The organism is Pelistega indica (assembly GCF_000506865.1).
GTDB classification, from domain to species: domain Bacteria; phylum Pseudomonadota; class Gammaproteobacteria; order Burkholderiales; family Burkholderiaceae_B; genus Taylorella; species Taylorella indica.
On sequence record NZ_AYSV01000079.1, the window covers coordinates 12,747 to 39,472 of the forward strand.

30 protein-coding genes and 2 pseudogenes are annotated in these 26,726 nt (G+C 37.5%); 20 read left to right on the forward strand and 12 right to left on the reverse strand.

What is annotated here, in order from left to right; genetic code table 11:
- Positions 1-46: 46 nt before the first annotated feature.
- Positions 47-1,126, forward strand: a complete 1,080-nt coding sequence (locus tag V757_RS21185; RefSeq protein WP_023950870.1) for a fatty acid desaturase — start codon at positions 47-49, stop codon at positions 1,124-1,126.
- Between the two features lie 150 nt (positions 1,127-1,276).
- Positions 1,277-2,050 (forward strand): TrmH family RNA methyltransferase, encoded by a 774-nt coding sequence (locus V757_RS21190; protein ID WP_023950872.1) that lies wholly within the window; start codon positions 1,277-1,279, stop codon positions 2,048-2,050.
- Positions 2,051-2,116: 66 nt separating this feature from the next.
- On the opposite strand, the gene ppsR is transcribed toward V757_RS21190, so the two are convergent.
- A complete protein-coding gene (ppsR, locus tag V757_RS21195; protein ID WP_023950874.1) occupies positions 2,117-2,944 on the reverse strand; it encodes a posphoenolpyruvate synthetase regulatory kinase/phosphorylase PpsR in 828 nt (275 codons plus the stop codon).
- Positions 2,945-3,101: 157 nt separating this feature from the next.
- On the opposite strand from ppsR, the gene ppsA reads away from it, so the two are divergent.
- From ppsA to V757_RS21240, 9 genes are all read left to right on the forward strand, one after another.
- The gene (gene ppsA, locus V757_RS21200; RefSeq protein WP_023950876.1) at positions 3,102-5,468 is read left to right on the forward strand and encodes a phosphoenolpyruvate synthase; all 2,367 of its coding nucleotides are present in this window, start codon (positions 3,102-3,104) and stop codon (positions 5,466-5,468) included.
- A 433-nt stretch (positions 5,469-5,901) separates the two neighbouring features.
- The gene (locus V757_RS21205; RefSeq protein WP_023950878.1) at positions 5,902-6,231 is read left to right on the forward strand and encodes an FKBP-type peptidyl-prolyl cis-trans isomerase; all 330 of its coding nucleotides are present in this window, start codon (positions 5,902-5,904) and stop codon (positions 6,229-6,231) included.
- A gap of 118 nt (positions 6,232-6,349) precedes the next feature.
- Complete coding sequence (locus V757_RS21210; RefSeq protein ID WP_023950880.1) at positions 6,350-6,778, forward strand: NfeD family protein; 429 nt, start codon at positions 6,350-6,352, stop codon at positions 6,776-6,778.
- A 31-nt stretch (positions 6,779-6,809) separates the two neighbouring features.
- Positions 6,810-7,760 carry an SPFH domain-containing protein gene (locus V757_RS21215; protein ID WP_023950882.1) on the forward strand — a complete coding sequence of 317 codons (951 nt, stop codon included), beginning with the start codon at positions 6,810-6,812 and terminating at the stop codon, positions 7,758-7,760.
- Position 7,761: 1 nt separating this feature from the next.
- The gene (locus V757_RS21220) at positions 7,762-8,322 is read left to right on the forward strand and encodes an isochorismatase family protein (protein WP_023950884.1); all 561 of its coding nucleotides are present in this window, start codon (positions 7,762-7,764) and stop codon (positions 8,320-8,322) included.
- 216 nt (positions 8,323-8,538) lie between these two features.
- Entirely contained in the window at positions 8,539-8,988 is a 450-nt protein-coding gene (gene smpB / locus V757_RS21225) for an SsrA-binding protein SmpB (protein WP_023950886.1), read from the forward strand.
- A 30-nt stretch (positions 8,989-9,018) separates the two neighbouring features.
- Entirely contained in the window at positions 9,019-9,450 is a 432-nt protein-coding gene (locus V757_RS21230; RefSeq protein ID WP_023950888.1) for a type II toxin-antitoxin system RatA family toxin, read from the forward strand.
- On the forward strand, positions 9,443-9,796 hold the full coding sequence (locus tag V757_RS21235) for an RnfH family protein (RefSeq protein ID WP_023950890.1): 354 nt from the start codon (positions 9,443-9,445) through the stop codon (positions 9,794-9,796). The genes V757_RS21230 and V757_RS21235 overlap by 8 nt, the downstream gene beginning before the upstream one ends.
- Positions 9,797-9,826: 30 nt before the next feature.
- Positions 9,827-10,954, forward strand: coding sequence for an enoyl-CoA hydratase/isomerase family protein (locus V757_RS21240; protein WP_023950892.1), 1,128 nt, complete (start codon positions 9,827-9,829; stop codon positions 10,952-10,954).
- A gap of 325 nt (positions 10,955-11,279) precedes the next feature.
- Here the strand turns inward: V757_RS21240 and ygfZ are convergent, their stop codons facing one another.
- Entirely contained in the window at positions 11,280-12,128 is an 849-nt protein-coding gene (ygfZ, locus tag V757_RS21245) for a CAF17-like 4Fe-4S cluster assembly/insertion protein YgfZ (RefSeq protein ID WP_023950894.1), read from the reverse strand.
- A 281-nt stretch (positions 12,129-12,409) separates the two neighbouring features.
- Here ygfZ and mltG point away from each other — a divergent pair, with 281 nt between their 5' ends.
- The 8 genes from mltG to V757_RS21280 all read left to right on the forward strand — a co-directional run bounded on the left by mltG (position 12,410) and on the right by V757_RS21280 (position 17,353).
- Positions 12,410-13,423 carry an endolytic transglycosylase MltG gene (gene mltG / locus V757_RS21250; protein WP_023950895.1) on the forward strand — a complete coding sequence of 338 codons (1,014 nt, stop codon included), beginning with the start codon at positions 12,410-12,412 and terminating at the stop codon, positions 13,421-13,423.
- Positions 13,420-14,031, forward strand: coding sequence for a dTMP kinase (gene tmk / locus V757_RS21255; protein WP_023950897.1), 612 nt, complete (start codon positions 13,420-13,422; stop codon positions 14,029-14,031). The genes mltG and tmk overlap by 4 nt, the downstream gene beginning before the upstream one ends.
- 7 nt (positions 14,032-14,038) lie before the next feature.
- Positions 14,039-14,641, forward strand: coding sequence for a hypothetical protein (locus tag V757_RS29260; RefSeq protein ID WP_245586988.1), 603 nt, complete (start codon positions 14,039-14,041; stop codon positions 14,639-14,641).
- Positions 14,642-14,657: 16 nt separating this feature from the next.
- The gene (locus tag V757_RS29265) at positions 14,658-15,068 is read left to right on the forward strand and encodes a hypothetical protein (RefSeq protein WP_052019315.1); all 411 of its coding nucleotides are present in this window, start codon (positions 14,658-14,660) and stop codon (positions 15,066-15,068) included.
- A gap of 9 nt (positions 15,069-15,077) precedes the next feature.
- A complete protein-coding gene (locus tag V757_RS21265) occupies positions 15,078-15,854 on the forward strand; it encodes a TatD family hydrolase (protein ID WP_023950899.1) in 777 nt (258 codons plus the stop codon).
- A 101-nt stretch (positions 15,855-15,955) separates the two neighbouring features.
- On the forward strand, positions 15,956-16,579 hold the full coding sequence (locus V757_RS21270; protein WP_023950901.1) for an ankyrin repeat domain-containing protein: 624 nt from the start codon (positions 15,956-15,958) through the stop codon (positions 16,577-16,579).
- Positions 16,579-16,926, forward strand: coding sequence for a hypothetical protein (locus tag V757_RS21275; protein WP_023950903.1), 348 nt, complete (start codon positions 16,579-16,581; stop codon positions 16,924-16,926). The genes V757_RS21270 and V757_RS21275 overlap by 1 nt, the downstream gene beginning before the upstream one ends.
- Positions 16,883-17,353, forward strand: coding sequence for a hypothetical protein (locus V757_RS21280; RefSeq protein ID WP_023950905.1), 471 nt, complete (start codon positions 16,883-16,885; stop codon positions 17,351-17,353). The genes V757_RS21275 and V757_RS21280 overlap by 44 nt, the downstream gene beginning before the upstream one ends.
- Here V757_RS21280 and V757_RS21285 read toward each other — a convergent pair.
- From V757_RS21285 to V757_RS21330, 10 genes and pseudogenes are all read right to left on the reverse strand, one after another.
- On the reverse strand, positions 17,337-17,828 hold the full coding sequence (locus V757_RS21285; protein WP_218118013.1) for a glutathione peroxidase: 492 nt from the start codon (positions 17,826-17,828) through the stop codon (positions 17,337-17,339). The two genes, V757_RS21280 and V757_RS21285, sit on opposite strands and share 17 nt — an antisense overlap.
- 11 nt (positions 17,829-17,839) lie before the next feature.
- A complete protein-coding gene (locus tag V757_RS21290; RefSeq protein WP_023950909.1) occupies positions 17,840-18,712 on the reverse strand; it encodes an EamA family transporter in 873 nt (290 codons plus the stop codon).
- 21 nt (positions 18,713-18,733) lie between these two features.
- Complete coding sequence (mnhG, locus tag V757_RS21295) at positions 18,734-19,060, reverse strand: monovalent cation/H(+) antiporter subunit G (RefSeq protein WP_023950911.1); 327 nt, start codon at positions 19,058-19,060, stop codon at positions 18,734-18,736.
- A complete protein-coding gene (locus V757_RS29765) occupies positions 19,057-19,212 on the reverse strand; it encodes a monovalent cation/H+ antiporter complex subunit F (protein ID WP_315970378.1) in 156 nt (51 codons plus the stop codon). The genes mnhG and V757_RS29765 overlap by 4 nt, the downstream gene beginning before the upstream one ends.
- Before the next feature lie 124 nt (positions 19,213-19,336).
- Positions 19,337-19,828, reverse strand: a complete 492-nt coding sequence (locus V757_RS21305) for a Na+/H+ antiporter subunit E (RefSeq protein ID WP_023950913.1) — start codon at positions 19,826-19,828, stop codon at positions 19,337-19,339.
- Positions 19,828-21,421 (reverse strand): annotated as a pseudogene (locus V757_RS21310) (monovalent cation/H+ antiporter subunit D). Before V757_RS21310 ends, V757_RS21305 begins: the two are co-directional and overlap by 1 nt.
- A 41-nt stretch (positions 21,422-21,462) precedes the next feature.
- Complete coding sequence (locus V757_RS21315; protein ID WP_023950915.1) at positions 21,463-21,807, reverse strand: Na+/H+ antiporter subunit C; 345 nt, start codon at positions 21,805-21,807, stop codon at positions 21,463-21,465.
- A pseudogene (locus tag V757_RS21320) lies at positions 21,807-24,676 on the reverse strand (monovalent cation/H+ antiporter subunit A). Before V757_RS21320 ends, V757_RS21315 begins: the two are co-directional and overlap by 1 nt.
- A 118-nt stretch (positions 24,677-24,794) precedes the next feature.
- Entirely contained in the window at positions 24,795-25,166 is a 372-nt protein-coding gene (locus tag V757_RS21325; protein ID WP_023950917.1) for a hypothetical protein, read from the reverse strand.
- A 10-nt stretch (positions 25,167-25,176) separates the two neighbouring features.
- Positions 25,177-26,091 (reverse strand): sigma factor, encoded by a 915-nt coding sequence (locus V757_RS21330; protein ID WP_023950919.1) that lies wholly within the window; start codon positions 26,089-26,091, stop codon positions 25,177-25,179.
- A 159-nt stretch (positions 26,092-26,250) separates the two neighbouring features.
- Here V757_RS21330 and V757_RS21335 point away from each other — a divergent pair.
- Positions 26,251-26,726, forward strand: a 476-nt coding sequence (locus V757_RS21335; RefSeq protein ID WP_245586989.1) for an SDR family NAD(P)-dependent oxidoreductase, incomplete at its 3' end; no start/stop codon positions are given.

Consider the following 26,726-nt stretch of genomic DNA (forward strand, 5'->3'; position numbering starts at 1 on the left):
TTTGGGTATAATTAAACATTATTTGAAACAAAGTTTAAATTACCTCATGACTACTGAAAATTCGCTTCAGCCAATTGATCCTCAAGCAGAATTACCACATCGTAAAATTATCCGTAGCTGGCTTATTCCTTTATCAGAAAAAGATACTTTTAAGGCAATTACCTTATTAACTGTTGACTTTATTATTCTTGGTGCATTACTCATTGGCACGGTTTACTTCCAAGCATGGTGGGTCAAACTATTATGCTCGCTAACAGCAGGATTCTGGATTGGGCGTATTTTTATCATAGGTCATGATGCATGTCATCAAAGTTTGACGCCACATCGTCAGTTGAATAAATGGTTGGGGAGAATTGCTTTTTTACCAGGGGTTTCTCCATATAGCTTATGGGATGTTGGTCATAATGTTGTATCATCATGGATATACCAATTTAAAAGGGTAGATTTTGTATGGCAACCAGCATCTCTAGAAGAGTATCAGCAAATGACACCAATGCGTCAATTCTTAGAGAGAATTTACCGCAGTGGCTGGGCACCCGGTATTTATTATATTAACGAAATTTGGTGGAAAAAAATGATGTTTCCATCAAAATCTGCTATGGGTACCCAAAGAAAATCATTCTTCTGGGATAGCTTATTGTGTGCAAGTTTTGGAATTTTATGGGCTATTGCTGTTATCGTAGCAGCGATAGCAACAGACCAATCCATTTTAAGCCTATTATTTTTTACTTGGTTATTGCCGCTATTTTTCTGGTTTTCTATGATTGGTTTTGTAGTTTATGTACAGCATACTCATACAAAAGTTGTTTGGCATGACAACAAGGCTGAGTGGGCTAAAGCGCAGCCATTTGTATCGACAACAGTACATCTGTTATTCAAATTTCAGTTTGGGGCTTTGTTGCACCATATTATGGAACATACAGCACACCATGTGGATATGTCTATTCCACTATATAAATTAAAAAATGCACAAGCTCAACTTGAGTATATGCTACCAGAACGTATTGTGGTGCAACCTTTCTCTTGGTCTTGGTATTTCAGAACAGCTAAGTCATGCAAATTATATGACTACAAAGAGAAGCATTGGATTGATTTCAAAGGAAATCCCACCCCTCAAGCACTATAGACATTACTTACTAAACCTTAAAAAGTTTATCTATTTGTCATAGATAAACTTTTTATTTTCTTCTTTTGGGCTATATTTATTTGATAGTACTAATCGGTTATGATGTGGGGTATATTTAAAGGCTTTGATTAATTATTTTCCCTGCATTATATGAAATTGATAAGTTCTAAAGATAACCCTCTGTACAAAAATATCTGCAAGGTAGCACAACACAAAGTTAAAAATGAACTGTTGCTTGAGGGGGATCATTTATGCGAGATGTGGTTAAGTCATAAAGGGCTTCCTAAGCTAGTTATTTTGAGAGAAAGTAGTCAAGCATCATATTTTCAGCGCTGGCAAACGTTAAAAGAATGTGCTTGTATCGTACTCCCAGACCATTTGTTTAAACAGTTGAATTCGGTAGAAAGTCCTCAAGGAATCTTATTTTGGGTATGTGTTAACCCCTCTACACCAGAAATAACTTATCCACAAAAAACAGCTGTCTTACTGGATAGAGTACAAGACCCCGGTAATGTAGGTACGATTATTAGGACATGTGCGGCACTCAATATTAAATATATTTATTTAACGGTTGGATGTGCTAATCCGTGGTCAAGTAAGGTGCTGAGGAGTGCGCAAGGAGCGCATTTTTCTATGACTATTTATACACAAGTTGATTCTATTGATTTATTAGAAAAAAGTTCTTTGCCTCTGTACATTACGCACCTTAGTCCACGAGCAAAGCATCTTTACGAGTTAGTAATACCAAAAAATGTGTTGTGGGTATTTGGGCATGAAGGACAGGGAGTGAGTGAAGAAATTTTACAATTTACCCATCAAGCCGTATTTATTCCTCAAAGTCAACAGGTTGAGTCGCTTAATGTAGGTATTGCCAGTGCACTTGCTTTATATGAGCAACAGCGTCAATTAGGCTTTGAACTCTAATCAAAAATACCTCTGCATTGATTTGCAGAGGTATTGTAAGCAAGTCTATTAATCTACTAAGACCACTTAGTATTTATGGGTTTCTAGTTTTAAAATCTGTAAAACCGTGGTAGAGATTTCTTCAATTGATTTTGTTGTTGATGATAACCAAGTGATATTTTGCATACGCATCAAGTGTTCAGCTTCTGCTACTTCGTAACGGCATTGTTCTAGTGACGCATACTTACTATTGGGACGACGCTCTCCACGAATTTCGGATAACCTTTCGGGTTGGATTGATAAACCAAAGAGTTTATGTCTAAAAGGTTGAATTGTTTTAGGCAACTGACCTCGTTCAAAGTCTTCTGGAATTAAAGGGAAATTGGCAACTTTTAAGGCATATTGCATGGCCAAATATAGACTTGTCGGTGTTTTACCACTACGAGATACGCCAACTAAAATGACATCGGCTTCTTGTAGGCCATGAACAAATTGTCCATCGTCATGGGCAAGCGTAAAATTAATTGCCTCAATGCGCTTGTGGTAAGCCTCAGAACTGGCATCTAAGTGCGAACGCCCCACAGTTGGGTTAGAGCGGACTTGTAAACTTAATTCTAATGTATTCACACAGGCACCAAAAATATCAAGAAAAATACCTTTAGAGTGGCGCATATAATCGACTAATTCTTGATCCACCATAGTGCTAAAAATAATAGGTGGGCTATCTGTTTCGGCAATTTCATCAATGCGAGCAATAATTTCTTTAATTTTATCAACAGTGGTGACGAAAGGTTCGCGAATTTGTTTAAAAGAATAGTGCTCAGTAAATTGGCTAAGTACTGAATGACTAAAGGTTTCAGCTGTAATTCCTGTACCGTCAGAAATAATAAACACTGTTTTTTGAGGCAATGACATAAATTTTCCTTAAAAAAATACCCAAAATTATCGCTAAGGGGTTACAATAACGTATATTAAAGATATTTTCCTGATATAGGCGTATTTATTGAGAAAATTATTAAGAATTTACTGGTTTTTTGAATAAATAAGCTTTCTTTTTTATTGGGAGACATCAATGTCTTATGTAATACCTTTTGAAAATCTTCGCATGACCGATGTAGATATCGTCGGGGGTAAAAATGCTTCACTTGGTGAAATGATTAGTCAATTAGCCAACGCTGGAGTACGTGTTCCTGGTGGTTTTGCTACGACGGCTCAAGCGTTTCGTGATTTTTTGAAAGATTCAGGTCTTGATAAACGTATTTCAGAGCGTTTAACCACATTAAATCCAGAAGATGTAAGAGCATTAGCTAATGCCGGTCAAGAAATTCGTCAATGGATTATTGAAGCACCATTTTCTGCTCAATTCGAACAAGAAATTCGTGATTCATTTGCTAAGTTAGATACAGATGGTAAAGGTACTTTTGCTGTACGTTCTTCAGCAACAGCCGAGGATTTACCTGATGCTTCTTTTGCAGGACAACAAGAGACTTTCTTGAATGTAGCTGGTATTGATGATGTACTAGATAAAATTCGCCATGTATTTGCATCTCTATACAATGACCGTGCTATTTCTTATCGTGTACACAAAGGCTATGCTCATGCTGATGTGGCTTTATCAGCTGGTATCCAACGCATGGTTCGTTCTGATAAGGGTAGTGCAGGGGTAATGTTCACGATTGATACAGAGTCTGGTTTCCCTGATGTTGTTTTCATTACTTCTTCTTATGGTCTTGGTGAAACAGTTGTTCAAGGTGCTGTTAATCCTGACGAGTTTTATGTATTTAAACCAGCGCTAGCAAATAATAAGTATCCAATTATTAGTCGCCGTATCGGTTCAAAACTCATCAAAATGGAATTTAACGAGGATCGCAAACCTGGTGAAAATGCTGTTAAAACTGTTGATGTGCCAGTGACTGATCGTAATCGTTATTCATTAACTGATGATGAAGTAACTGAGCTTGCTCGTTATGCCGTTATTATTGAAAAACACTATCAACGCCCAATGGACGTAGAGTGGGGACGTGACGGTATTGACGGTAAACTTTATATTCTTCAAGCTCGCCCTGAAACAGTTAAGTCTCAAGAAGTTAGCCATGATATTCAACAACGCTATAAACTAAAAGCAACAGGCACAGTGTTAACAACAGGTCGTGCGATTGGTCAAAAAATTGGTGCAGGTAAAGTACGCATTATTCATGATATTGCTCATATGGATCAAGTTCAAGCCGGCGATATCTTAGTTACTGACATGACTGACCCTAACTGGGAACCAGTGATGAAACGTGCAGCAGCAATTGTTACGAATCGTGGTGGTCGTACATGTCATGCAGCGATTATCGCCCGTGAATTAGGTATCCCTGCCGTGGTGGGTACAGGAGACGGTACTGAGGTATTAATTGAAAATGCAGAAGTAACAGTATCATGTGCAGAAGGTGACGAAGGTCGCATTTATGACGGATTCTTAGAAACAGAAGTTGAAGAAGTTCGTCGCGGCGAAATGCCAGAGATTCCTGTCAAAATTATGATGAACGTAGGTAATCCTCAGCTTGCTTTTGACTTTGCTCAAATTCCAAATAAAGGTGTTGGCTTAGCACGTTTAGAGTTTATCATTAATAACAATATTAACGTTCACCCTAAAGCAGTGTTGGATTATCCAAATGTCGCAAGTGATTTGAAAAAAGCGGTGGAGTCTGCTGCACGTGGTTATGCTAGTCCTAGAGCGTTCTTTGTGGAAAAACTAGCGGAAGGTGTTGCTACGATTGCTGCTGCCTTCTATCCGAAACCAGTTATTGTCCGTATGTCTGACTTTAAGTCAAATGAGTACCGTAAATTAGTGGGTGGTTCTCGCTATGAGCCAGAAGAGGAAAATCCAATGTTAGGCTTCCGCGGAGCTTCTCGCTATATCTCTGAGGATTTTGCTGAATGTTTCCGTATGGAGTGTGAGGCATTACGTTTTGTTCGTGAAGAAATGGGACTAACTAATGTGGAAATCATGATTCCATTTGTTCGTACCTTAAGTCAAGCAGAGCGTGTAGTGAACTTGTTAGCAGAAAATGGTTTAAAACGTGGTGAGAATGGCTTGCGTCTAATCATGATGTGTGAAGTTCCTAGTAATGCTATTTTAGCCGATCAATTCCTAGAATACTTTGATGGTTTCTCTATTGGTTCTAATGACATGACTCAATTAAGTTTAGGTCTAGACCGCGATTCAGGTATGGAATTATTAGCAGCAGACTTTGATGAGCGCGATCCAGCTGTATTATTTATGTTAGAGCGTGCTATCAATGCTTGCTTAAAAGCCGGTAAATATGTCGGTATTTGTGGACAAGGCCCTTCAGATCATCCTGATTTGGCTCAATGGCTTAAAGATAAGGGTATCCTTTCTATGTCACTTAACCCTGATACCGTTGTAGATACATGGCAAAAACTAGCTAGCTAAACTAGCCAAACCATGATTAAACAGAGTTACAAATAAGATAATTATTTGCAACTCTGGCATCGTAGAGATAAACCTATTGTGTTATAATAATGGGTTTTCTATTGGATAAAATAACGTTTTCGGCGAGCAGTCTTTTGGATTTGGTAAAAAGACTGCTCGACAAAATCATTTAACGAAAATAGTTCATTAATTGAATTTATTATAGATTGCATAAAGTCGAGTAGTCGTTTAATTTAAAAAAGACTGCTCGACAAAATCATTTAACGAAAATAGCCTAATCGCTAAATTCATTTATCTATTTAGCAAGTCAGCAAATCATCGTCTCATCACAATGGGTTTTGTCATATAACTATACTTATCGTCATAGATTAGTAGTGTTTAGTTGTTATAATCAACAATAAGTATTAATTAATATGTTAAAAAGGTGAGAGCTATGAGTGAATTAATCATTGAAGATATCAAAATAGGTGACGGTGAAGAGGCAAAAAGTGGGAATCTTGTGACTGTTCACTATACGGGTTGGTTATTAGACAATGGACAAAAGTTCGATTCTAGTAAAGATCGCAATGACCCATTTGAATTCCCTTTAGATGCAGGCTATGTTATCAAAGGTTGGGATAAAGGCGTTCAAGGAATGAAAATTGGGGGCGTTCGTAAGTTAACAATTCCTGCTGAATTAGGCTATGGTAGCCGTGGAGCAGGAGGTGTTATACCTCCTAATGCAACATTAGTGTTTGAAGTAGAGCTCTTAGGCGTACGCTAATCATACTAATAGTCATAAGAGAGGTTGCACTAGTAGGGAGAAGGGCAGTAACACTACCATAATCAGCTAGTGCACATATTTTCCTTTATCAAAGCATAAATTTAATGAGGTGTATTTGATGTGGGTTTGGTTTACTTTAGCCATTGTTTTTCTTATTTTAGAAGTGCTCTCTGGGACATTTTATTTAATGTTCCTTGCCATTGCCATGTTTGCAGCAGGACTAGTCGCCTTTTTTGAATTATCAATTTATTGGCAACTAGGTATTTTTGTCCTTATTTTATTGTTGGGTGTTTTTGTTTTTAAATTTTTTGGTATTAAATCTAAATCATCATTAACTACGCCAACAAGTGATGTCAATGTCAATATGGATATTGGTACGGTTATTTATGTGAACAATTGGAATATGCCTCGTTCTACGGTTGTGCACTATAGAGGAACACAGTGGCAAGCTGTTTTAGCCCCTAATTGTACTCAGGATGGTGTAGCTGGGAACTATGTTATTAGCGATATTAATGGAGTTTCATTAATCCTCACACCAAAGCAATAAGAGTGATAGAACTGACAAAGGAGAAGAGAGAATGGCAGATGTATTTGGTAGTTTAGATGGTTTCTGGTTAGTACTAGTAATTTTGGCAATTATTATCATTATTAGAGCAGTGGCTATCGTACCTCAACAACATGCATGGGTTGTTGAGCGTCTAGGAAAATATGATAGGACACTGACACCTGGACCACGCTTTGTGATACCTTTTATTGAAAAAATTACTTATAAACATAGTCTGAAAGAAATTCCTCTAGATGTGCCTAGTCAAGTGTGTATTACTCGAGATAATACGCAATTACAGGTTGATGGTGTACTTTATTTCCAAGTAACCGATCCTATGCGTGCCTCTTATGGCTCTTCTAATTATATTAATGCAATTACACAGTTAGCACAGACGACATTACGTTCTGTCATTGGTAAGTTAGAATTGGATAGAACGTTTGAGGAAAGAGAATTTATTAATAGTAGCGTTGTCTCTTCTTTAGATGAAGCAGCGGCAAATTGGGGCGTAAAAGTATTGCGCTATGAAATTAAAGACTTAACTCCCCCTGCTGAAATTTTACGTGCTATGCAGGCACAAATTACAGCAGAGCGTGAAAAACGGGCATTAATTGCGGCTTCTGAAGGTCGTAGACAAGAGCAAATCAATATTGCTACAGGGGAACGTGAGGCAGCGATTGCTCGTTCTGAAGGTGAAAAACAGGCTCAAATTAATAAGGCTGAGGGTGAGGCTGCTGCAACAGTAGCTATTGCTAATGCAACAGCTGAAGCGATTACAAAGGTATCTCAGGCGATTGGCCAACCAGGTGGCTTAGAAGCAGTTAACTTACAAGTTGCTGACCGCTATGTTGATGCGTTCTCTAAAGTAGCGAAGGAGTCAAACACATTGATCCTACCAGCGAATTTATCTGATATGGCAGGATTGATTTCATCAGCGATGACTGTTATTAAACAACACAAAAATGATGGTATAACAGGGGATTAATATGTTATTGAGGGCACAAGATTGCATTGTGGTGATGATTGACCACCAAGAAAAACTGATGCCTTCAATGATGAATGTCCAACAGGTATTGGCTAATAGTCTAGCTATTCTCAAAGCGACAGACCTATTTAAAATTCCTGTGATTACGACAGAACATTATCCAGATAAAATAGGTAAAACCATATCCGATTTATATGCTTATCGTGGTGAGGTAATAGAAAAAAAGACATTTAGTGCGGCTAAAGAGCACGGTTTTATTCAAAAATTAGTGGAGATTAGCCAACACACTAAACGTACTCATCTATTATTTATTGGGTGTGAGACTCACGTATGTGTATTGCAAAGTCTTTTGGGTATTCATGAGCAAAATCATTATCAGTGTTATTTAGTTGTAGATGCCTGTGGTTCACGTAAAAGTATTGATAAAGAGATGGCACTTAGAAGAGCTAGTCAGGCAGGTGTCACTTTACTAAGTACGGAAATGGTACTATTTGAATGGTTGGAGAGTGGCGACAATCCATTTTTTAAGCCAATTATTCAGGATATTAAACAGCTCACATAAGTGGCTATAAAAATCGTATTAAAAATACAATCAGATTATCAATAAGATTATGCTTTTGATATAAAGATTCCCTGTTGAAAGTGGTATGTCAACATTCAAATAAAGGATTAATAATAATCTGATTTCGCATTCCAAATACAATCCTAATTTATGCTATCTGCTAGCTAAAATGAGTATAATAATCAGCTAACAACAACTATTAAAATATTTTTAAAGATGAGTATTGTAGAAAATAGAAAAGCACGTCATGATTATTTTATCGAAGATCGTTTTGAAGCAGGAATTGCTTTAGAGGGTTGGGAGGTCAAATCAATTCGTGCTGGCAAGGTCCAATTAGGTGAGAGCTATGTTATTGTTCGTGATAACGAATTATATCTATTGAATATGCATGTCAGTCCTCTTGCTACAGCTTCTACACATATTCACCCTCAAGCGACTCGTACACGTAAGTTACTAATGCATCGACAAGAAATTAATCGTTTGATTGGTAAAGTGGAAATTCGAGGTTATACCTTAATACCGCTTAATTTACACTATAAAAGTGGCAAAATTAAATTGGAATTTGGTCTAGGAAAAGGTAAAAAGTTACACGATAAGCGGGATAGTGCCAAAGATCGTGATTGGCAACGCGAAAAAGAGCGTATTATGAAGAACAATCACCTTTAATATAGGTTGAAGATTAAAAGGTTATTTTTTATGCAAACGGTTAAACGCTCTGTATTGCTTCCATATAGCGATGCTCAAATGTTTGAATTAGTCGCTGCCGTCGATAAATACCCCGAATTTATGCCTTGGTGCGGAGGGGCTACGATCAAAGAGCAAACTGCTGACGGTATGATTGCCTCAGTGACTATCAGTTTTGCAAAACTAACACAGACATTTACAACAAAAAATACTCACGATTTTCCTCATAAAATCACCTTGCAATTAGTTGATGGTCCTTTTTCAGCTTTGGTGGGAAGTTGGGAGTTTATTGCTTTGGATGAAAGCGCCTGTAAGGTAGTTTTTTCGCTAGATTACGATTTTAGTAGTCGAGCATTGGCATTGCTCATTGGTCCTGTCTTTAATCGCATTGCCAATAGTTTTATAGATTCTTTTACTCAACGAGCACAAGCTATTTATGGATGATATTCAGATAGAACTTATTTATGCAGAGAGTCCTACGACTATTTGGCATCAAATATTAACTGTTCCCAGTACTTGCTGTGTAGAAGAGGCAATTAAGCAGACAAGCTTTAAGACGGATTTTCCAAACCTAGACTTAACAACCTTAGGTGTAGGAATTTTTGGACAAAAAGCTAGCTTACAGCAACAATTAAAACCTAATGATAGAATCGAATTATGTCGTCAATTAACGTTTGATCCCAAAGAGTCTAGAAAACGTAGGGCTATTCACCGAAAAGCAGGTATTTTAAAGAAAAAACATTTAAAGCCTGATCGAGCAAAAAAAATTGACTACGATGAATATGCATAAAAGTATTAAAAATAAACACGAGGAGACATTATGAGTTCAGTAGTATTATTTGAAACCATCAATGCGTCAAATGGTTTCAAAATCGCGGTAGCAACGTTAAATCAGCCTCAGGTATTGAATGGTTTCTCAGTGGAAATGGCTCAACTACTTCAAGAGAAAATGACGGAATGGGAACAAGACAGCTCTGTTGTTGCCATCATTCTACAAGGTGCAGGGGGTAAAGCGTTTTGTGCTGGCGGTGATTTACATGCACTCTATAAATCCATGCTACAAAACCAAGAGGGTGGTGTATGGCAAAATCAAGTAGCTAGAGACTTTTTCTCACAAGAGTATCGATTAGATTATCACATCCATGTTTATTCTAAGCCAGTCGTCTGTTATGGCGATGGCATAGTCATGGGTGGAGGCATGGGCTTAATGATGGGGGCAAGTCATCGTATTGTTACCGAGACGACTCGTATGGCTATGCCAGAAATTAGTATTGGCTTATTCCCTGATGTGGGGGGGAGTTGGATGCTGAACCGTCTTCCTGGCTTAACAGGACGCTTTTTAGCGGCTACAGGTGCACAAATTGGTGCTAATGATGCCTTATTTACGCATATGGCTAATTTCAATATCAAGCGAGAGAGTTGGGCGCAAATTATCCAAGAACTCACTCAAGCAGAATGGTTTCCTACGACAAAACGCCATCAGAATGATGATTTAATCAGTGCAGTTTTACATAATCATTCATACAGCACAGAGAAAGGTCCATTAGAAACAAATTACGCCTTCATTAATAAGCTATGCCAGACAAATGATTTAGAAAAGCTTTATGGCATGTTAGTAAGTCTTGCTAATCATGAAGACCCTTGGCTGTCTCGTGCCGCTCAAACCTTACAAAAAGGGTCTCCACTATCATTTGTTTTAGCCATGGATTTACTAGAGAAAACTAAGCATTCTTCTTTAGCGGATGTATTTAGGCTTGAGTTTAACGTGGCTATGCATGCCGCACAACTGGGTGAATTCCAAGAAGGTATTCGTGCCTTATTAATTGATAAAGATAAACAACCTGATTGGAAATTCAAATCGGTGGCTGATGTATCTTCTGATGCTATTGATTATTTCTTTGAAGATCCTGTGCCAGAAGGTGAAGAACATCCTTTAGCGAATCTTTAATAGTTTAATAAATAGCGTATTTTCATTAGTGTACTATCGAGAGAATCTATAGTTAGTACACTACTTGATAACAGTAGGATTATTGCTTGTCTATTCCTTATTAGTACCGATAGTAATTTTTCTATATAATACCTTTAAGCGTTGTGTGACGACAGAAAGACGCAGGGCTGTTCGCTGAGAGACTTGTCCGTGGCAAGGATCGCTACATGAGGGATACCCTATAAGGCATTGCCGAGCTAGGAGGCTGCGCCCCTCCACACAACGCGCCTTATAAATCACTTATTATCTATTTTTTAAATTACACTCAAAATTTTTTAATCCACTCTTACTCTGGCTTTTCTAAAGAGTAAGGGATATCAAGAAAGTGCAGGGTATTACCAGATAATTGTGCTAATTCAATAGCAGCATCATCTTCAAGGTTTTTGATAGTTAATTCGATTAGCAGGTAAATTTTATCTTCAACTGTAGTGGCATTCACGACTTGTCCAATTGGATTTCCATCTTGTATTACGTCTGAACCTAATAACTCATCCGCATTTGTGACCGGAAGAGTAATATAAGCAGGAATGCTACGTTTTTTGAGATTGCCCAAATAGTGGCTTCGAGCAATAACTTCTTGTCCGGGGTAACATCCTTTCTTGAAATTGATAGCACCAATAGCATCTAAATTAATGCTTTGAGCGACAAATAGCTCTTTGGTTTTATCCCCAATCCATGGAAGACCTAGCAAAATATCTTGTGCATACCACTCGTTCTCATCTCCAGTAGCCTCTTGAACTGTCCATAAGGGGCTTTCACTTATGATTAATAAACGCTGTGTGGCATCAACGGACGGAAATTTAATAACAGTCACTTGATTATGTGTAATGACTTTAAATTGTGGTTTCTCATTGTTTGATAGAGTCAAAGGTATATTAGTTAATGACTCAATAAATGGATAAGTTGTCGTCAATGCCGCCACATCTTCACCCCATACAGCCCACATAGCAGATGTTAGGATGGAAATACTAACCTTAGCCCTAAGAACAAACATGGTTAAACGTTTTTGTAAAAAAGTAGCAATATCTCTTTGGACTAATGCATAATAAGTATGTGCTTGAGAGGTATCCTGCCAACAATAAAAAAGTAGCAAAAACTCTACCTTTAGGGTTTGAATAGCTTGATAGTAGGGCATTATCCGCTTTTACTTGCTGCATATCTTGGCTAAGTTGACCTTGTAAAAACGTTAGGCTGTCCTCACCCTCAACTTTTAATATGGCAAATTGACTCAATGGTGCTTGTTTCATTAAATACTATCCTTTGTTTATAATTTACCTAATACCTATTATTATATAGTACGCTAGTTTTCTAAAGAAACACATTAAAAACCCTATCAAGCCTGATACAATAAGCTTTTAATAATTTTATATAGTTATTTCAAGTCCAACAATAAGTTAATTAAAATCAAGGGCACTAATGATTAAAAAATTAATTATTTTTATTGTTTTTATCATATCAGTCATGGCTGGTATTGGCTATTACCAGCTCAAAGAATGGCAAACAACCCCTCTAAAGCTTACTAAAGAGAGTGTTATGGTGAAAATCCCTAAGGGGTCTTCTATTAAGAACATTGCTGATATTCTGATTAAAAATAATGTTCCTGTTAATAATCTACTATTTACTTACTATGCTCGATATACAGGACAGGTGAGCCAATTAAAGGCTGGTACTTATGAAATTAAACAAGGACAAACGGCACCTGACGTACTAGCTATGATTGCAAATGGCGAGGTTGCTAAGCGCACAATTTTATTTGTTGAGGGATGGACGTATAAACAAATTCGACAAGCTATTACCCAGCATCCAGATATTGAAAAAACACTTAGCAATATTACCGATCAAGAGCTATTGAAAAAGCTCAATGCGCCTGATTCAATGACCAGTATGGAAGGCTTATTATTTCCCAATACTTATGTTTTTACACCGGGTGACTCAGATTTTATGGTTATCCAACAGGCTTATCAAGAAGGACAAAACAACCTAAAGAAAAACTGGGATAATCGTGCTGAAAACTTACCTTTTAAAACACCTTATGAAGCATTAATTTTGGCTTCTATTGTTGAAAAAGAAACAGGTCATGGCGAAGATAGAAAGCGCATAGCAGGTGTTTTTATTAATCGGTTAAAAGCAAATATGTTATTACAGACAGACCCAACAGTGATTTATGGAATGGGTGATAAATATCAGAATAAGATTAGAAAAGTGGATTTGCAAACCGATACACCATGGAATACTTATACTCGAAAAGGGCTTCCCCCGACACCCATTGCGAGTTCAGGAGATTTAGCCTTAAAGGCTGTGTTACACCCTGAAAACCATCATTATTTTTACTTTGTATCAAGGGGAGATGGTACGAGTGAGTTTGCCGAAAACTTGCCTCAACATAACCAAAATGTACAAAAATTTATTCTCAAACAAGGACAAAAATGACAGGATTTTTCCTAACGTTAGAAGGTGTGGATGGTGCAGGTAAAAGCTCGCACACAGAATGGTTGGTTGATTTTTTTAAGCAAAAAAATTATAAGGTAGTGTTAACCCGCGAGCCTGGTGGTACTGTGCTAGGTGAAAAATTACGGGAGTTATTATTATCTCAACAGATGACTCAGACATCTGAAGTATTGTTAATGTTTGCGGCACGCGAAGAAAGTGTTAATCAAGTCATCAAACCCGCACTAAATGAGGGTAAAGTGATTATCAGTGACCGTTTTACGGATTCTACATTAGCCTATCAAGGTGGAGGTAGGCATTACCCTATAGAGAGAATTCAACAATTGGCTGAATGGGTTCACGGTGATACTCAACCCAATCTGACACTTTTATTTGATGTACCATTGGAAGTGGCTAAACAACGTATGAGCAATACTCGTGTATTAGATCGCTTTGAGAAAGAATCTGAATTATTTTTTACGAATGTTAGGCAAATGTATTTGCGCTTAGCCGAACAATATCCGCAGCGCTTTGTGGTTGTGGACTCGACTCAATCTATCGAAAAAATTAAATTATTTCTGACCTCTATTTTAGAAGAACGGTTAGCTTAAGATGGCGATGAATGAATTTTATCCATGGCAAAAACAAATTGCACAAGAATGGTTATCCTCTAAGGAGAGATTTTCTCATGCATGGCTGATTCATGGACAAGAGGGTATTGGTAAATTAGCTTTTTGTATAGCTGCTGCCAAATCATTGCTATGTGAAAAACCTCAGCATGGACTAGCTTGTGGTCATTGTCAATCATGTCATTGGATGGATTTAGGCAATCACCTAGACTATCGTTTGATTATCCCTGATGCCTTGAAGCAAGAGCTTGGTCTACTTAATGAGGATGAGATAGTTGCTACAGGAGAGAATAAATTATCCACTGAAATTAAGGTTGAGCAAATTAGACAAAATGAGGAGTTCATGACCTTGAGTACATCTAGAGGGGGCTATAGGGTAATTGTCCTAGGACCAGCTGAAAGTCTTAATACTGTATCCGCAAATGCTATTTTAAAAGTATTAGAAGAGCCTGCCAAAGGAACTATTTTTTTTATTATTCTCTCACGCGACTCAAAAAGTATTACCGACTATTCTGTCACGTTGCCGACGTTTAGCGTTACCTATTCCAGAGACATCCGTATCACTCCAGTGGTTAAAGGAACAGGGGATTAAAGACGCAGAAATATGGTTGGCAGCTAATTCTGGGGCACCATTAAGTGCACTTAAACAGAGTACCTCTGAAGTTGAGCCATTAACTTATTGGCTAAAAGAATTTACCCATCATCTTGTACAAAAACAAATTCCTAATATGGATACTTTTGTCACAAGGTTAGAAAAAATTCCTGCTTCAGAATGGATTAGAGCTTTACAATGTTTTGTTAGTGATTTAAGTCTAGTAAAAAGTGGATTGTCACCACGTTTTTATCAGTCATTAACCCCAGAACTTACTCAACTAGCTAACAATATTAGCAAAGGTGATGCACTTGTGGCGCTCTATCCTTATTTAGCGAGCCAACAACGAATTGCAAAACATCCTTTGAATGCAAAGTTATTTATCCAATCAACTTTACAAAAAATTAGTTTAGCGTGTATTAAATAAGATTTTGTTATGTATATCGACTCACATTGCCATTTGGACTTTCCAGAACTTAGAGAAAATATAGTGCAGATTTTACTTGATATGAAAAATAATCAGGTCAATCATGCACTATGTGTTAGCGTAAATTTACCCGATTGGACACAGTTATTAACAATGGTTGAACAGTATCCAGTCTTATCAGCGTCAGTTGGCGTACATCCTGACTACGAGGATACGCCTGAGCTAACAGTAGAGCAATTGCTTAAATTTGCTCAACATCCCAAAGTGGTCGCTATTGGTGAGACTGGTTTGGATTATTATCGTTTATCAGAGCCACTTGATTGGCAAAGAAATCGCTTTAGAACACATATACAAGCAGCAATACAAGCACAGCTACCCTTAATCATTCATACCAGAAATGCTAGTGAAGATACTATCCGTCTTATGCGTGAAGAGAGTGCGGAGATATGCAGTGGTGTTATGCATTGTTTTACTGAAACCAAAGAGATTGCTCAAAAAGCATTGGATTTAGGATTTTATATTTCCTTATCAGGCATTGTAACGTTCAAAAATGCTCAGCAAGTCCATGAAGTAGCACAATATGTACCTCTAGACCGATTACTAATAGAAACTGATTCACCTTATTTAGCACCAGTCCCTTATAGAGGTAAACTAAATGATCCCTCTAAGGTTATTCATGTGGCTGAAAAAATTGCTGAGTTACGAGGTGTAACGGTAAAAGAAGTTGCTACGCAGACAACCGAAAACTTTTATCGCTTATTTAGCAAAGTTTCCGTAGCACAATGAAATGTAATCTTTACGAAAGTTAACATAATTTGCAATAAAAATAGTGTATTTATTTAAATAATTGCCTACACTTAGAACTTACTTATTGGATTGGAATTTTTATGAAAAAGCACTTATTTAAAACTGGATTAATGGCAATGGCTTTAACACTGACATCACAGACTGTCTGGGCTGATTGGTGGAATGACGTTAAAAATAACCGTTATGATACGATTGAGAAAGAGCTTGCAAATGGTCAAGATCCTAATGAATTAAATAAAGAAGGGCATCCTGCGATTATTTATGCGGTTAGAGAGGACTCTAAAGATGCCTATATGTTATTAGCTAAAAATCCAAAAACTGACGTCAATTTAGCGAATAAATTTGATGAAACACCACTGATGTATGCTGCCATTATTGGTGATATTGATTTTGCAAAAGCATTAATTCAACGAGGAGCGAAAGTTAATCGCTTAGGTTGGGCACCTCTACACTATGCTGCGGCGAATGGAAAAACAAAAATGGTGGAGTTTTTGCTTTCTCAAGGAGCTTTCCCTAATGCACCTTCTGCTGACGGCACATCACCAATTATGATGGCTGTTTCATCTGGCAAATTGGATACAGTAAAAGTACTATTAGCTGCTGGTGCTGACCCTAAAGCCATAAATCAAGTACATAAGAGTGCGATAGATTTGGCTAGGGATCAGCAAAAAACAAGTATCTTGAAAGTATTAGAGGGGAAATAATGCTATTTAATCGTAAAACCATCTTGGTATTATCGTTAGGAGCGTTACTACAGCCAGCATTTGCCTCAACAGCTGACAGCGCTTTTTGTGATAGTCCTTGGCTTAAATCTGGGCAAGTGCTAAATGGCCGAGTAAGTGAAAATATGGCTGATTTTCAGATTAATGTGATGAGTGTAGATTATAAATCACCTACACAGTGTACAGCCAAACTAAATTTAAGACTTAATCTTCCTAATCAGGTGATGGCACCTAATACACATGGGCTTTTAACATTGTCTGTTAATGATAAAGAGGCTAAATTAAATGGTAATTTGGACTCACCAACAGCGAGTATGCCTTTTTTTTAAATCTTCTGTAGCAATTAATTTAAGTGGTTTGTTTTTTAAGCCAGCTCAACAAGTAGAAACAGGCCAAACTATTCCATCTCGACATTACCAAGGTGATGCACAGGCAGAAATGTATTTATCTAAGAATAGTGGGAAAATTGGCGAAGCTACAATTGATAATGCCTCATTTAGAAGTGCTAGTGCTAAAGTAGGTGCATCACGAATGATACAAACTAGTCAAGGTGACAAAAGTTGTATGCCTATTAACTATGCCGCAAAAGTCTCTGAGGGGGCTTTATTTGATACGGTAACACAGCGTAAAAAAGCCCCCAAAGAAAGAGATTTAGGGGTTACTGAATGGTATTGTCCAAGTGAAGGCTTAACAATGCTTACGGAGTATCGATACAAAAATAAAGTGTATACAATGACACTCACTCATTCAAAATAGCTTGTTGAATATCTTTACTTAAGTTGCTTGGTTTAGTCAGTGGTGCATAACGACCGATGACTAAACCATTTTTATTAACCAGAAATTTAGTAAAATTCCACTTTATATGTTCTCCCATAATCCCTGACTTTTGTTTTTTTAACCAGGTAAACAAAGGATGAGCATTATCACCATTTACATCAACCTTTGCCATTAAAGTAAAAGTAACTCCATAATTTAACTCACAAAAATGCTTTATTTCAACGGCATCTCCTGGCTCTTGATGTCCAAATTGATTACAAGGAAAGGCTAAAATCATGAAGTTTTGATTACGGAATGTTTGGTATAGCTTCTCTAGTTCTTTATACTGTGGGGTAAAACCACATTGGGAAGCCGTATTCACAATCAATACTACTTTGCCTTTTAATTGTTCAAAATTAAACGATTGATTATCAATTGTTTGGGCATTAAAGGAGTAGAAATCAGTATCCATCATATTTCCCTTAGTTAAGATGATAATTTACGGTTAGCTGTTAATATACAGCCGATGGAGGCAGAGACAATACAAATAATGGCAAGGATTTGAGATAGGCTGAGAAACTCTTGCAAAATAATACTTGCTGTAATTGCACCAAAAGCAGGTTCTAGACTTAATAAGACCCCAAATGTTTTACGATCTAAGGAACGAAGTGAGATCATCTCTAATGAGTAGGGGAGAGCACTAGATAAAATACCTACTAATAGGCCAAGGCCGAATAGTTGTGGCTGCCAAAATTCTATCCCAAGATGGGATAATGAAAAGGGTAATGTTACACAAGCAGCAATGGTAATACCCACTGTACTAGCTTGACCAGGATGGATCGTTTTTATTTTTTGTCCCACTATGATATAAGATGCCCAAAAAAAAGCACACAGCATACAGCATAAAAAATAACCAGTAGGATCTAAAGATGCAGTGGTATTTTCAAAGGGGATTAAGAAGGATAAACCAATAATGACTAAACCAATCCAAAGAATATCAATTTTTTGTCTAGAAGAATATAGCGCCAAGCCTAATGGTCCACAGAACTCAATAGCAATAGCTACGCCTAAAGGAATGGTGCGTAATGCCATGTAAAACAATAAGTTCATCAAACCTAATGAAACACCATAAAATAGTAGCAATTTAACTTGGCCAATATTGAGAGAAAAACGCCAAGGACGCCATATACACCAAAGCAATAGCGCAGAAAAAAGTAATCGATAACTTGATGTACCCTGTGCACCTAGCACAGGAAAAAGACCTTTAGCAAAAGAGGTTCCGATACATAAAGAGAGCATCGAAAAAATAAGTGCAATCACACCTACTGAGAAAGGATAAGAAGAAGTTTGTTTGTCCATGAGGTTATAAAAGATTGCAGTTTAATTATTGTTATTACCTATTCTTTCTTCTCGTAAAGTATATGAACGCATTAGGAGCATAGCAGAAATAGGTGAGGTAATGAATAAGAAGATTACTATGACAATTTCGTGAAACATAACTCTGTCACCGACATAGTAGGTCATGATGGCTGAGGCAAGCAATACGAAGATTGTTCCTAAGGTATTTCCCATGGTTGTTGCATGAATACGTCCAGTAAAATCAGGAAAACGTAATAGACCTAAGGTACCAATTAAAGTGACTATACCACCCAAAACTAGCAAGATAGCAATAAATAAGCTGGGAAGAAAAGGAATCATCGTCATCATGGTTCAATTACCTCACCTCTTAGTAGAAATTTTGCTAAAGCCGCTGTTCCAGCAAAGCCAAATAGCGCAATTAGCAAAGCAATATCATAATACCATGAAGATCTAAACAGTATACCCAGGGTGATAATTAATAACATAGCATTCACATACATAGCATCTAACCCCCAAGCACGATCTTGCGGCTACGCCCTTTAAACAAACGAATAGTACAAATCACAGTCCCTAATGCAAAGCATAAAATAGCAAAATGTGCAGCATACGTTATTAAATTAATATTCATTCAAATATTTCCAAGAGAAGCTTTTCATATCGATATTTAATGATGTTAAACCATTCTGATTCATCATCTAAATCTAATACATGCAAACGTAGAATATAATCATTTTCGGTTAAGCCAGACCATACAGTACCAGGCGTATAAGTCACTATACACGCTAAAACGGCTAATGCATGAGGATCTCGGATTTCCAAGGGGATATAGACATAGCCGGAAGTAAAATCATTACGTTTCCATTGCAAGATTAGTCGTCCAACATCTAGGTTTGATTTAAAAATATCGCTTACTACACGTAAGATGAGTTTAATTATTAACCATAATTTCCGAGGGTAGGCTAAATCGGGACGTAATTTTAAGGAAAGAATAACCAGCGTAAAACTGATTAAAAAACCTAATAAAGCTTGTGCGACATCTATTGTGTTATTCAGTAATAGCCACAATACTGTCAAAAAAATACTCATCGGTACCCAAAAGAATAGATTAAACATCATTAATCTCCTCCTGAGCTAGCTGTGGGAAGAGTATTACTAGATACTGCTTGCATATATTCATAAGGATCATCCAATGAATGTGCAGTGGCATTCATGTATGACATCACATCACTCACCCAGATCGTAATATATAAACAAGCCATTAATAATAAAGCAATTGGTAAGGCTTCTCGAAGACTTAATTTTGGAGGGTTTAAAGTGCCAGAACCCCAAAAAAGTCGGATACCTGTACGTCCAAGGACAATAACAGTTACCATACCAGAAAATAGCATAGAAATTACTAATAACCAGGCGTTATATGACGTCTCTCCCATTTCCGTGTAAGTCAATCTAACAGCTTGTGATAATAAGGCGAATTTTGCTAAAAAGCCGGAGAATGGAGGTAACCCAGCAATAATTAAAATACATGTAAAAAAAGCTAATCCTAAGAATGCCATTGAAGAGGGAATAGCTACGCCAACTACCTCACCAGAATAATCGGATGTTTTGTCTTGGTCTAGACCAAACGCCTCTAAAGAGACGGATAAAACACTGCGTGGTACCGCCTCAGTACGCCGGATAATTTCAACCAATAAGAAAGCAACGCCTAAGGCTAGAACTGAACTTACTAAATAATAAAGAGAAGGGCCTGTTAATGCCACTCCAGGCATTCCTAAAGCGGTTAATAAGGTGCCAGAAGAAATGACTATACAGAAAGAAATCATACGGCTGAGATTTTTTTCTGCTAAGAGACCAATAGCGCCATAACCAAGAGTAAATAAGCCGATGTAGTACATCCATTCCCCCCCAAAGCCTGCTGGGGCACCACTTGGTAAAAGAATAGAGCCTACTCTTAATAAAGCATAAATACCTACTTTGGTCATGATGGAGAAAATTGCTGCAACAGGTGCTACCGCAGAAGAGTAAGCATTGATTAGCCAGAAACTAAGGGGCCAAGCAGCCGCTTTAATTAGAAATGCCGTAGCCAAAAAAGCGCAAGCTGTTTCAAATAGGATACGTTCATCAAGGCTTAAATTACCGGCCTTCATGCCTAAATCAGCTAGATTTAACGTGCCTGTAATCGAGTAAATCATGGAAATACCAATGAGCATTAAAAAACCACCCATTAAATTCACAATAATATAGTGAAATCCTGAGCTTACTCTATTTTGTCCTGACCCATGCAACAGCAGACCATAGGAAGCTGCTAAAAATATCATCAAAAAAGACGAATAAATTAAATAAATCCCCTGTAACAAACGCACCATTTACTCCCATCAGAATAAACTGAAATAAAGAGTGAAAATGTACACCGGCTCTATCCCATAAGGAAGTCGAATAGATCAAGCACATAAGTCCTAAGCCGGCGGATAAAGTTAGCATTAAGGCAGCTAACCTATCTACTACGAGTACAATGCCAAAAGGCGCAGCCCAATTTCCCAAATGATAAACAGCAATATTATTTACCCAATGTACCGAGGAAAGGCTTCCGGATACAGCTAGCATTAATGTGATGCCTATGATTAACTGAGCAACAGAAGAGAATAATGCTATTAATTTATTGATTTTTCGTCTTTTTTCTTTTAAAAAGACAATTAATGCCCCAGCAGACATGGGTATAGCAATACTTAAGAGAGGGAAATGGTCAATTATCGTCACTCAGTATCTCCCTCATCATCCACATGGTCTGAACCGGATAAACCTCGTTTAGCCATAATGACGACTAAAATCAATGCTGTCATAGCAAAGCCAATCACAATCGCTGTTAATACAAGCGCTTGTGGAACAGGATCAGCATATAGAAGCGTATCTACAGGTGCCGTTTTATTAATGATAGCTGGAGCCCCTACAAACAAACGTCCTGTTCCAAATATAAATAAGTTAATCGCATAAGAGAGCAGGGAGATACCGATAATAGTCTGAAAGGTTCTAGGCCGTAAAATTAACCATACGCCTGAGCCAGCAAGTAGTCCAATCGCTAATGCATAAATAATTTCCATTACTGTCTTCCTTGTTGGCGTTGTTGAGAGCGTAAAGATTGGTGGGCAAGCGCCACTAGCATATAAGTAGAAGCCCCAACAACCAAAGCAAATACCCCTAAATCAAATAACATGACGCTAGATAAGTGTATGTCTCCCAGTAAGGTAGATGCAAATCAAGAGTTAATGCCGTTAAAAATGGTTTATGCATGAAGACTGGTAATAACCCTGCCAATAGAGATAATAATAAACCAGCAGATAACCAAATTTGGGGTCGAATTCTCGAGTGCATTTCTACCCAATGAATGCCACTAATCATGTATTGGATAATAATTCCTATCGTAAAAATGACTCCTGCAACAAATCCACCACCTGGTAAGTTATGTCCTCTAAGGAAAAAGAAAATAGCGATTAAATTAATAACAGGGATAAGGAAACGAGCCAATACATTAGGAACTAAAAATGTCCCTCGAGGGAGTGCTTCATTTTCCTTGATTTTAGTTAAATCATTGGTTGTAATAGTTAATCTTTTTTCAAGAGCATATAAGCTTTCTTCAGGAGGACGGAAACGGCGTAGTAGGGCATAAACAGTTAAAGCGACTATCCCTAGTACAGTAATTTCACCATAGGTATCAAAGGCCCTGAAGTCTACAATGATTACATTGACTACATTTGTGCCTCCTCCCTGTGGCAAGGCATTCTCATTAAAAAATTTACCAATTGTGGGAATAGTATTTCTGGTAATCATTACATAGCTTAACAGGGCAATTCCCAGTCCTACTGACACAGCCATGATAGCATCACGAGAATGGCGTAAGCGAATGACGAGTTCATCTTCTAGGAGAATATTCTTTTGATTTTGCCTAGGTAACCAGCGTAATCCGAGTAATAGCAATACAACTGTTACAGTCTCTATGACGAGTTGAGTTAGTGCTAGGTCTGGCGCTGATAACCAGGCAAAGGTTAGGGTAGTGACAATACCAGCACCTCCAGTGAAAATAACCGCTCTAAATCTATTGAATTTAGCTTGATAAGCAGCACCTAAGGCACATAGCGCACCTACAGCCCAAAGTAAAGCAAAAGCTATGCTAAATTTAGTACGAGGTAGCCGGAACCAGTAATCGTAGTGCCAAATAGAAAAAACAGTAACGAATAACGTTATTGCCACCACCCAAAATATTTGTGTCTGAATACGATTAGAGTGAATATAACTGAACACGGTATCAGCCATATTATCAAGCTGATTCATAATACTATCAAATATCGTTCGACCATCAATTTTATGCAGGCCAAGAGTTCTTCCTGGGAGAATCTGTAGATAGGGGCGTAGCGTAAAATAGACAGCTATTCCCCCCATCAAAGCGATAATACTCATTAACAAGGGTAAGTTGATTCCATGAAAGATTGCCAAATCAATCTCAGGTGTCTGATCGGCTAGGATAGAATGTGCAGCGATATCTAGGATTGGTCCAACAATATAATGTGGCAAAATACCAATTAAAATGCATAGGCAGACTAAGACAGCACTAGGAAATAGCATCCATTTGGGTGGTTCATGTGGTTGTCGTGGTAATTCTGTGCTCAGAGAGCCAAAAAATACTCTAGTAATAAAACGTAGAGAATAGGCAACACTAAAAATACTCGCTACTACTGCGATCACAGGTAAAAAATAACTTTTAACATCATTAACTACTAGTGTTTGCGAAAAAAACATTTCTTTTGAAATAAAACCATTTAACAATGGTACGCCAGCCATTGCAGCGGCGGCTACCGTTGCTAACGTTGTAGTTAGTGGCATTACATGTCTTAATCCTGACAGTTTTTCTAAATCTCGTGTTCCTGTTTCATGATCAACAATACCTGTCGCCATAAATAAAGAGGCTTTAAACGTTGCATGATTAATCATATGAAAGATGGCTGCTACTAAGGCAAGATGGCTATTAAGTCCTAATAGCAGCGTGATGAGTCCTAAATGACTAATAGTCGAATAGGCTAGAATACCTTTCATATCTTTTTGAAAGGTTGCAATATATGCACCCAGCGTCAAAGAGCATAAGCCAGGTATGGCGATTAACCAAAACCATTGTTCTGTATTGGCTAACACTGGCCAGAAACGTGCTAGCAAGAAAACTCCGGCCTTGACTAATGTCGCTGAATGTAAATAAGCGGAAACAGGAGTAGGGGCTGCCATTGCATTTGGTAGCCAAAAATGAAAAGGAAACTGAGCACTCTTGGTCAATGCGCCTATAGCAAATAGCACAACGATAAGAGTGTAGTTTGGGCTACCTTGAAGAAGATAACCTGAAGCTAGAATATCGCTTAATTCATAGGAACCTACTACTTGACCTATTAACAGCATGGCAGCTAGCAAACAGAACCCACCAGCAACAGTAATAGTTAGAGAAATCCTAGCTCCTCGCCGTGCTTCAGGACGATGATGCCAGTAAGCAATTAGCATAAAAGAAGAGAGGGAGGTTAATTCCCAAAAAATCACTAACTGGATAACATTACCTGATAGTACTACACCTAGCATTGCCCCCATAAAAGCCAAAAAGAAAGCAAAAAAACGAGGCACAGGATCAGCGGGATCCATATAATATCGGGCGTATATAACGACCAAAACACCCATTAATGATACTAATAAAGCGAATAGCCAGGCAAAACCATCTAAGCGAAAAATAATGTTTAAATCAAGAAAGGGGAGCCATTCTATCTGGTGCTCAATTATTTTTCCTGCAAAAATATCAGGAGCATAACTGATAACAATGGTTGAACAGGCAAGAGCGACTAAAGCAGAAAGAATAGCTTCTCTATTTCGTGCGTTTTGGGGGAGTAATCCAGCGAGGATACTCCCTAAAAAAGGAAATAGTACAAGTAAAGCAAGAGCCATGTCTGAGTCGTTCTAAGTAAAGTTAAATATTGTTAATTTTACTAATTTTTTGCGTCAAAATGTTATTTTTCCGAGCTAACAATCAAATGATAAAATACGGTGAAAACTACTGAAACAGTTAAAACTTTACGACAAAACCTTCATAAAGAATTTGTCCAGTAATACTCTCCGGTTTTTGAATATTTGCAGGCTCTACACTGATTAATAATGTATCCCCTTGATTTAACTCAACGTCGCTTGGTAACAACGTTTCTTTATTGCCATCAATAGGAGCAATGGCTTTGGTAAGCCCTTGTGAATCACGCTGCCATAGCTGTAAACGTAATGTTTCTCCTAAATCTTGTTTAATGATAGGAATAATATGTGCTTTGCTTTGTCCTCTAAGCAAAAAGGCTGCTTGATTTGGAGGTGTGGTAGATGTTAATGTCGCTGTATAACGAATAGGGTTTTCAAATGGATGAAACACTAATAGGGCAGCAACTAATCCCAATAGACAAAAGCTAAATGTAACGCCAAAAATTGCGACTAATCCAGAATTTTTTCAACCTAAATAAAAACTTATTAGACTGATCTGCATTTTCGGTTAGCGCTAATTCATCATCTAATTCATTGGTATCAATACTTGAATCTTTTTCTGGAAGAGTAGCTTGCTTAATCCTCACCCATAAATTATCTGGTGCTTTTTCTAAAATTAACTGATTTAAAAAGTGTAAAAACTCTTCTTCCCATACAAAAGTTAATTTTTCAGCAATTGGATCTTCATTCAACAGGGCATGCGCTTTGTTTTGCTCTGCTTCAGTAAGACCACCCAAGACAAATTCACCAATGAAGACAGTATGATCATGCTTGATATCTTGGAAGGTTGATCTTTTTTGAGTTAAATAGCGTAACCCCATTTGGATATTTTCTTTCAAGCGACCTAAAGGCATTGATAATAATGTCGCTGTATCAGCTAAGCTACGCCCACTAAAATAGGTAGTAATTAGTGTCTTTTGAGTCTCTTCAGGTAATTCTTCAAAAACTTGATAAAAAGACCCAGGCTCTACAAATTGATTAACCCCTGCATATAAGTTTGTACAAATTTCGCTCATGAGATTATCAGGTTCTTTTTTACTTTCTTTAATAGTCTGATAGTTTTTACGAATAGTGTTTTGCAGGTGAAATCTAAAAATTGTATAAATCCATCCACGAGGGTGGTTCAGGCTTTCCTCATAATATTGAGCATTATTCCAAATGATTTTAAAGGTTTCAACAACAGCATCTTCAGCAAGTTTATAATTGCGAAGTACTTTAAAAGCAAAAGTCAGCATCCAAGATACTTCTTGGTTGTATAGCGTCTGAAATGATTTTTTATTACCTTTGGCTATTGCTTTTAGTTCTTTTGCATATTGAAAATTATTTTTGTCCTGATCCATAATCTCAATCTCAACCTTAATGTTTTTTGAATTTTAGCCTAAATATTATCATTTATGAATGAGTTTACTAGTTTATCAACGACTTCTTTTTTAAAACATTTTAATCTTACAGGGAAAACAGTCTTTATATCTGCCTCTGTCAAAGGATTAGGTTTTTCTATGGCAATAGCATTAGCGTCTAGTGGTGCTACTGTATATATCAATGGTCGCAATCAAGAGGCACTTAACTATGCAGTGAAACAGGCACAAGCACAAGGTGTCTTCTTAAATGCTTATTGTGGCGACATGTCTACTCAACAAGCAATTGATGAATTAATGGATTTTTTCAGGCGACATAATAGACGCTGTGATGTACTTATTAATAATTTAGGCTTGCGATTAAGGAAAGATTGGCAACAAACAGAGTTTGCTGATATGCAATCATTACTAGATGCGAATTTACTTGCACCTATGTATTTATCACAGAAAATGATTCAACAAATGCCATCTGGTGGGCGAGTTATCTCTATGAGCTCAGTAGCAGGGAATATCGCACGAGTAGGAGATGCAATATACCCTATCACGAAATTGGGTATCGTCGCCATGACAAAATCACTAGCCGTTGAATACGCCCCAAAGAATATTAACCGTCAATG